We start from the raw sequence: 6,749 nt of genomic DNA, 5'->3' as shown, positions 1-6,749 counted from the left end.
CCGGCGCGAGCGCGTGCGCCGTGAGCTCGCCGTGGTGGGCGCGGATGATCGCGTCGGCCACGATCAGGCGCAGGCCGAGGCCCAGGTCGTACGGCTCCGGGCGCGGATCGGTGAACAGCGTCGCCGGGTTTTCCGCCGCGTCGGCCGTGTCGCTCACCTCGATCAGCACGCGATCGGCCTCGCGCCAGGCGTGCAGCACCGGCGGCGCGCCAGCGCGCCACTGCGCATAGCCGAGCAGGCTCGCGAGCGCCTGCACCAGCCGCGACTCGTCGCCCTCGACGTGCGCTTCCTCGAGCGCCGGCGCCAAGTCGGGATCGGTCGCGCAGCCCGGCACGGCACCCACGGCGAGGTCCATCAGCATGCGCACCTCGACCGGACGACGGCGATGCACGAGGCGGCCCTCGTTCGCGCGCGCCCAGTCGCCGAGTTCCTCGATCATGCCGGCCATGCGGCGCGACTGGCGCTCGATCGTCTCGGCGAGCTCGACGCGACGCTCCTCCGGCAGTTCCGGCCGGCGCAGCAGGTACGCGGCCGTCTGCAGGGGCGACAGCGGCCCCTTGAGGTCGTGCACCAGCCGTTCGAACAGGGGACGGTCGCTCATTGCACCTTCGCTTCGCGGGACGGCAGCGCGCCGAGGATCCGGCAGATCGCTTCGATTTCCGGCGGCTTGACCAGATGGTGGTCGAAGCCTGCCTCCTTCGTGCGCTGGCGGTCCTCGGGCTGGCCCCAGCCCGTCACCGCCACCAGCGTCAGCGCATCGCCGTTCGGCAGCGCGCGCAGCTGGCGGGCGACATCGTAGCCGCTGATGCCGGGCATGCCGATGTCGAGGAACACGACGTCGGGCGAGAAGCCCGCCACCGCCTGCTGCGCGGAATGCGGGTCGTAGATGCGCTGCGCCTCGTGGCCGAGCATCTCCAGCATCATCGCGAGCGTGTCGGCCGAGTCGCAGTTGTCGTCGACCACCAGCACGCGCTGCGGCAGCGCGGCCGGCACGGGCGCGGGCACGTCGACCGCCCGCACCACGCCATGGCCCATCGGCAGGCGCACGCTGAAGCGGCTGCCGCGACCCAGGCCCGCGCTGGCCGCATCGACGCGGCCGCCGTGCATCTCCACCAGCCGGCGCACCAGCGTGAGGCCGATGCCGAGGCCGCCACGCGCGCGCTCGATCGAGGTGTCGACCTGTGCGAACGGCTCGAAGATGGACTCGACCTGCTCGGGCGCGAGCCCGATGCCGTGGTCGGTGACGTGCACCAGCACGTCGTCGCCGTCGCGCTCGGTCTCCACCGCGATCGCGTGCGCGGGGTCGGAATACTTCGCCGCGTTGTTGATCAGGTTGGCAAAGACCTGCGACAGGCGCTCGGGATCGGCATCCAGCGGCACGTCCTGCGGTGGCACGTGCAGCTCCAGCCGGTGGCCAGTGGCGGCGAGCACGGGCTCCACGCTCTCCACTGCCGAGCGCAGCACCGCCGCCAGCGTGGTCGACGCGGGACGCAGCACGAGCTTGTCCTGGCTGATGCGCGCGACGTCGAGCAGGTCGTCGATCAGCCGGACCAGCAGGGCAAGCTGGCGCTCCATCGCCTCGTGCAGGCCGCTGCCGTTGGCGCCGCCGAGCTTCATCACGTTCAGCGCATTGCCCAGCGAGGCGAGCGGATTGCGCAGCTCGTGCGCGAGCGTGGCCAGGAACTGGTCCTTGCGGCGGTCATGCTCGAGCAATCGCTCCTGTGCGCGCTCGCGCTCGGCGACATGCCCCTGCAACTCGATGTTGCGCTGCGCGAGCGCGATGTTCGCCGTACGCAGCGATTCGTTGAGCGATTCGAGTTCGCGCGCCTTCTCGACGCGCAGGTCCTCGTTCGCCTGCGCGAGGCGCTCGTTGGCGAACTGCAATTCGCGACGCTTGCGGTACAGCTCGACCAGCACCGAGACCTTGCTGCGCATGATCTCGGGAATCACCGGGACCATCACGTAGTCGACCGCGCCCAGCTTGTAGCCGCGCAGGCGATCCATGTCCGAGACGTTCACCGCCGTCACGAAGATGATCGGCGTCTTCTCGTAGCGCGGGTGCTGGTGGATCAGGCTCGCGGTCTCGAAGCCGTCCATGCCCGGCATGTTGACGTCGAGCAGGATCAGCGCGCAGTCGTTCTCCATGAGCAGGCCGAGCGCCTCGACGCCCGAACGGGCCTCGATCAGGCGCTCGCCGAGCGGTTCGAGGATCGCGCGGTACGACAGCAGCCGTCCCGGCTGGTCGTCGACCAGCAGGATGGTGGCCTGGCCGGCCTCGGCGGCGGGAATCAACGGTGCAGCCACTGCCGCAGCACTCCCAGGAGCTGGTCGGTAACGACGGGCTTCGCGAGATAGTCGGAGGCGCCCGCCTCCAGGCACTTCTCGCGGTCACCCTTCATCGCCTTGGCGGTGAGCGCGACGATCGGAATCGCCCGCGCGTCGGGATCGCTGCGGATCGCACGCATGGTGTCGTAGCCGTCCATGCCCGGCATCATGATGTCCATCAGGATGATGTCGATATCGCGGTCGGCGGTGACCTTCTGCACCGCCTCGCGACCGTTGCTCGCCGTCGCCACTTCCATGCCGTGGCGCTCGAGCACGATCGACAGCGCGAAGATGTTGCGCATGTCGTCGTCGACCACCAGCACCCGGCGGTTCTGCAGCACCTCGTCGGACTCGGTGATCCGGCGCACCATCTTCTGCTTGTGCTCGGGCAGGTTGCCGATCACGCGATGCAGCAGCAACGCGGTCTCGTCGAGCAGGCGCTCGGGCGACTCCACGCCCTTCACCACCACGCTCTTGGCGAGCTTCTTCAGGCGCGCGTCTTCCGCGGCGGACAGCTCCTTGCCGGTGAAGACGACGACCGGGATATCGCGCAGGCGCGAATCGGCCTCGAGCTGCTCGAGGAGTTCGAAGCCGCTCATGTCCGGCAGGCGCAGGTCGAGCACGACGCATTCGAAGCCGCCGCCGCGCAGGGCGTCCATCGCCTCGGCGCCGGTGCCGACGCCGTGGATCTCCACGTCGTCGTGCTGCAGCAGCGTCTCGACCGACATGCGCTCGCCCGGGTCGTCCTCGACCACGAGCAGCTTCTTCACCCGCGGCTTCGCGTACTCGCGCATGCGCTCCAGCGCGCCGCCGATAACGTCCGGCGTCGACGGCTTGGGCACGTAGCTGAAGGCGCCACGCTCGAGCGAATGGTGGCGATCCTCTTCCACCGTCACGATCTGCACCGGGATGTGGCGCGTCGCCGCGTCCTGCTTGAGCCGCGCGAGCACCGTCCAGCCGAGCATGTCGGGCAGGAAGATGTCGAGGCTGATCGCGGTCGGCTTGAACTCGCGCACCAGGCGCAGCGCCTCGGCGCCGCGGTGCGTGACCAGCACGTTGAAGCCGCGCGATCGCGCGAGGTCGCGCATCACCGAGGCGTAGTGGGGGTCGTCCTCGACCACCAGCAGCGTCGGCCAGTCGGCGTCGAGATGGTCCCGATCGTCCTCGATGCCCGCCGCGACGGGCGCCGGTGTTTCGGCATCGGTCGACGGCATGGACCGCGGCGCGATGCGCACCGAGGCGCGCGCCGGGGCCGCATCGGCCTCGGCCTGCGCATAGCGCAGCGGCAGGTACAGCGTGAACGTCGAGCCCTTCCCGGGCTGGCTGGTGAGCGTGAGTTCGCCGCCGAGCAGGCCGGCGATCTCGCGCGAGATCGCGAGGCCGAGGCCGGTGCCGCCGTACTTGCGCGACGTGCCCGCGTCGGCCTGCTGGAACGCCTCGAAGACGATGCGCTGCTTGTCGGCGGAGATGCCGATGCCGGTATCGGTGACCTCGAAGGCCACGACGGTGGGCGCGTGGTCGAGCACGCGATGGCCCTGCGACCAGCCGCTGCGCACCGGCCGCGCCGACATGCGCACGCTGCCTTCCTCGGTGAACTTCATCGCGTTCGACAGCAGGTTCTTGAGGATCTGCTGCAGGCGCTTGGGGTCGGTGGTGAGCGACCGGCCCAGCTCCGCCGCGAAGTCGACCGAGAATTCCAGCCCGCGGCGCTCGGCCTCGTGGCGGAAACCGCGCTCCATGTTCTCGCGCAGGTGCGAGAAGGCGATGTCCTCGGTGTCGATGGTGACGGTGCCGGACTCGATCTTCGACAGGTCGAGGATGTCCGAGATCAGGTGCAGCAGGTCGGTGCCGGCCGCGTGGATCGTCTTCGCGAACTCGACCTGGCGCGAGGACAGGTTGGCCTCCGGGTTCTCGGCGAGCTGCTGGCCGAGGATCAGGATCGAGTTGAGCGGCGTGCGCAGCTCGTGCGACATGTTCGCGAGGAATTCGGACTTGTAGCGCGAGGTGAGCGCGAGCTCGGCGGCCTTCGCTTCCAGTTCGCGGCGTGCCTGCTCGATCTGCTGGTTCTTGGTCTCGACCTCCGCCTTCTGCTCGGCGAGCAGCGCGGCCTTGAGCGCGATCTCCTCGTTGGTCTGCTGCAGCTCGGTCTGCTGGGTCTGCAGCTCGGCGGCGAGCTGCTGCGACTGCTGCAGCAGGCCCTCGGTGCGCATACCCGCCTCGATCGTGTTGAGCGTGATGCCGATCGAGCGCGAGAGCTGTTCGAGGAACGTCAGGTGCACGTCGTTGAAGTCGTGCACCGACGCGAGCTCGACCACCGCCTTGACCTCGTCCTCGAACAGCACGGGCAGGACGATGACGTTGCGCGGGGACATGCTGAGCAGGCCGGAGCGGATCTGCACGAGGTCCGCCGGGATGTCGCGCAGCAGGATCATGCGGCCTTCGGCGGCGCATTGGCCGATCAGGCCGTCGCCGATCCGCAGCGAATGGTTGACGGCTTCCACCGGCGCGTCGGCGTAGCCGGCGAGCTGGCGCAGGCGCTCGGTGCCGGCACCCGTCTCGTCGCTCTCGACGATGTAGATGAGGCCCTGCTGCGCTTCCATCAGCGGCGCGAGCTCGCCGAGCAGCTGGCGACCGAGCGTCTCGATGTCGCGCTGGCCCTGCATCATCGCGTGGAACGCGGCGAGGTTCGTCTTCAGCCAGTCCTGCTCGCGGTTCGACTCGGTGGTCGCGCGCAGCGTCGAGATCATCACGTTGATGTTGTCGCGCAGGTCTGCGACCTCGCCGCTCGCGTCGACCGTGACGGTTCGCGTCAGGTCGTTCTGCGTCACCGCGGTCGCCACCTCGGCGATCGCGCGCACCTGCGTGGTGAGATTGTCGGCGAGCTGGTTGACGTTGGCCGTGAGGTCCTTCCACACGCCCGCCGTACCCGGCACGTTCGCCTGGCCGCCGAGGCGGCCTTCGATGCCGACCTCGCGCGCCACCGTCGACACCTGGTCGGCGAAGATCGCGAGCGTGTCGGTCATCGAGTTGATGGTGTCGGCGAGCTCGGCGATCTCGCCCTTCGCTTCCACCGTCAGCTTCTGGCGCAGGTCGCCGTTCGCGACCGCGGTCACCACCTTCGCGATGCCGCGCACCTGCGTGGTGAGGTTGGCCGCCATCCAGTTGACGTTGTCGGTGAGGTCCTTCCAAGTACCCGCGACGCCCGGCACCGAGGCCTGGCCGCCGAGCTTGCCTTCGGTACCGACCTCGCGCGCGACGCGCGTCACCTCCGCGGCGAAGCCGTTGAGCTGGTCGACCATCACGTTGAGCGTGTTCTTCAGCTGCAGGATCTCGCCCTGCGCGTCGACGGCGATCTTCTTCGAGAGGTCGCCCTTCGCCACCGCGGTCGCCACTTCGGCGATGTTTCGCACCTGCGTGGTGAGGTTGGACGCCATCGAGTTGACGTTGTCGGTGAGGTCCTTCCACGTACCCGCGACGCCCGGCACCTGTGCCTGGCCGCCGAGCTTGCCTTCCGCGCCGACCTCGCGCGCCACGCGCGTCACCTCCGCGGCGAAGCCGTTGAGCTGGTCGACCATCGTATTGATGGTGACCTTGAGCTCCAGGATCTCGCCCTTCACGTCCACCGCGATCTTTCGCGACAGATCGCCGCGCGCCACCGCGGTGGTCACCTCGGCGATGTTTCGCACCTGCGCGGTGAGGTTGGACGCCATGGAGTTCACGGAGTCCGTGAGGTCCTTCCATGTACCCGCGACGCCGGGCACCTGCGCCTGGCCGCCGAGGCGGCCTTCGGTGCCCACCTCACGCGCCACGCGCGTGACTTCCGCGGCGAAGCCGTTGAGCTGGTCGACCATCGTATTGATGGTGTCCTTCAGTTCGCGGATCTCGCCGCGCACGTCGACCGTGATCTTGCGCGAGAGGTCCCCTCGCGCCACGGCCGTGGTCACCTCCGCGATGTTTCGCACCTGCGACGTCAGGTTCGACGCCATGGCGTTCACCGATTCGGTGAGATCGCCCCACGTACCCGCGACGCCCGGCACGACCGCCTGGCCGCCGAGTCGTCCCTCGGTGCCGACCTCTCGGGCCACGCGGGTCACTTCCGCCGCGAAGCCGTTGAGCTGGTCGACCATCGTGTTGATGGTCTCCTTCAGCTGCAGGATCTCGCCGCGCACGTCCACGGTGATCTTGCGGCTGAGGTCGCCCTTGGCCACCGCGGTGGTCACGTCGGCGATGTTTCGCACCTGCAGCGTCAGGTTCGACGCCATCAGGTTCACGTTGTCGGTCAGGTCCTTCCAGGTACCCGCGACGCCCGGCACGTCCGCCTGGCCGCCGAGCTTGCCTTCGGTACCGACCTCACGCGCCACGCGCGTGACTTCCGCGGCGAAGCCGTTGAGCTGGTCGACCATCGTATTGATGGTGTCCTTCAG

General features: G+C 69.1%; 3 protein-coding genes. All 3 read right to left on the bottom strand.

From position 1 onward, the window contains the following. A partial coding sequence (locus tag ACY35P_RS14645; RefSeq protein ID WP_462116577.1) for a sensor histidine kinase occupies window positions 1-601 on the bottom strand: 601 nt, incomplete at its 3' end. Continuing rightward, on the bottom strand, window positions 598-2,304 hold the full coding sequence (locus tag ACY35P_RS14640; protein ID WP_462116576.1) for a response regulator: 1,707 nt from the start codon (window positions 2,302-2,304) through the stop codon (window positions 598-600). The genes ACY35P_RS14645 and ACY35P_RS14640, both read right to left, overlap by 4 nt. Next, on the bottom strand, window positions 2,289-6,749 hold a 4,461-nt coding region (locus ACY35P_RS14635; protein WP_462116575.1), incomplete at its 5' end, for a response regulator. The genes ACY35P_RS14640 and ACY35P_RS14635, both read right to left, overlap by 16 nt.

It is taken from the genome of Lysobacter xanthus (genome assembly GCF_047159895.1).
The sequence above is the reverse complement of the archived record's forward strand: the minus strand, read 5'-3'. Positions and strand labels throughout refer to the sequence as shown.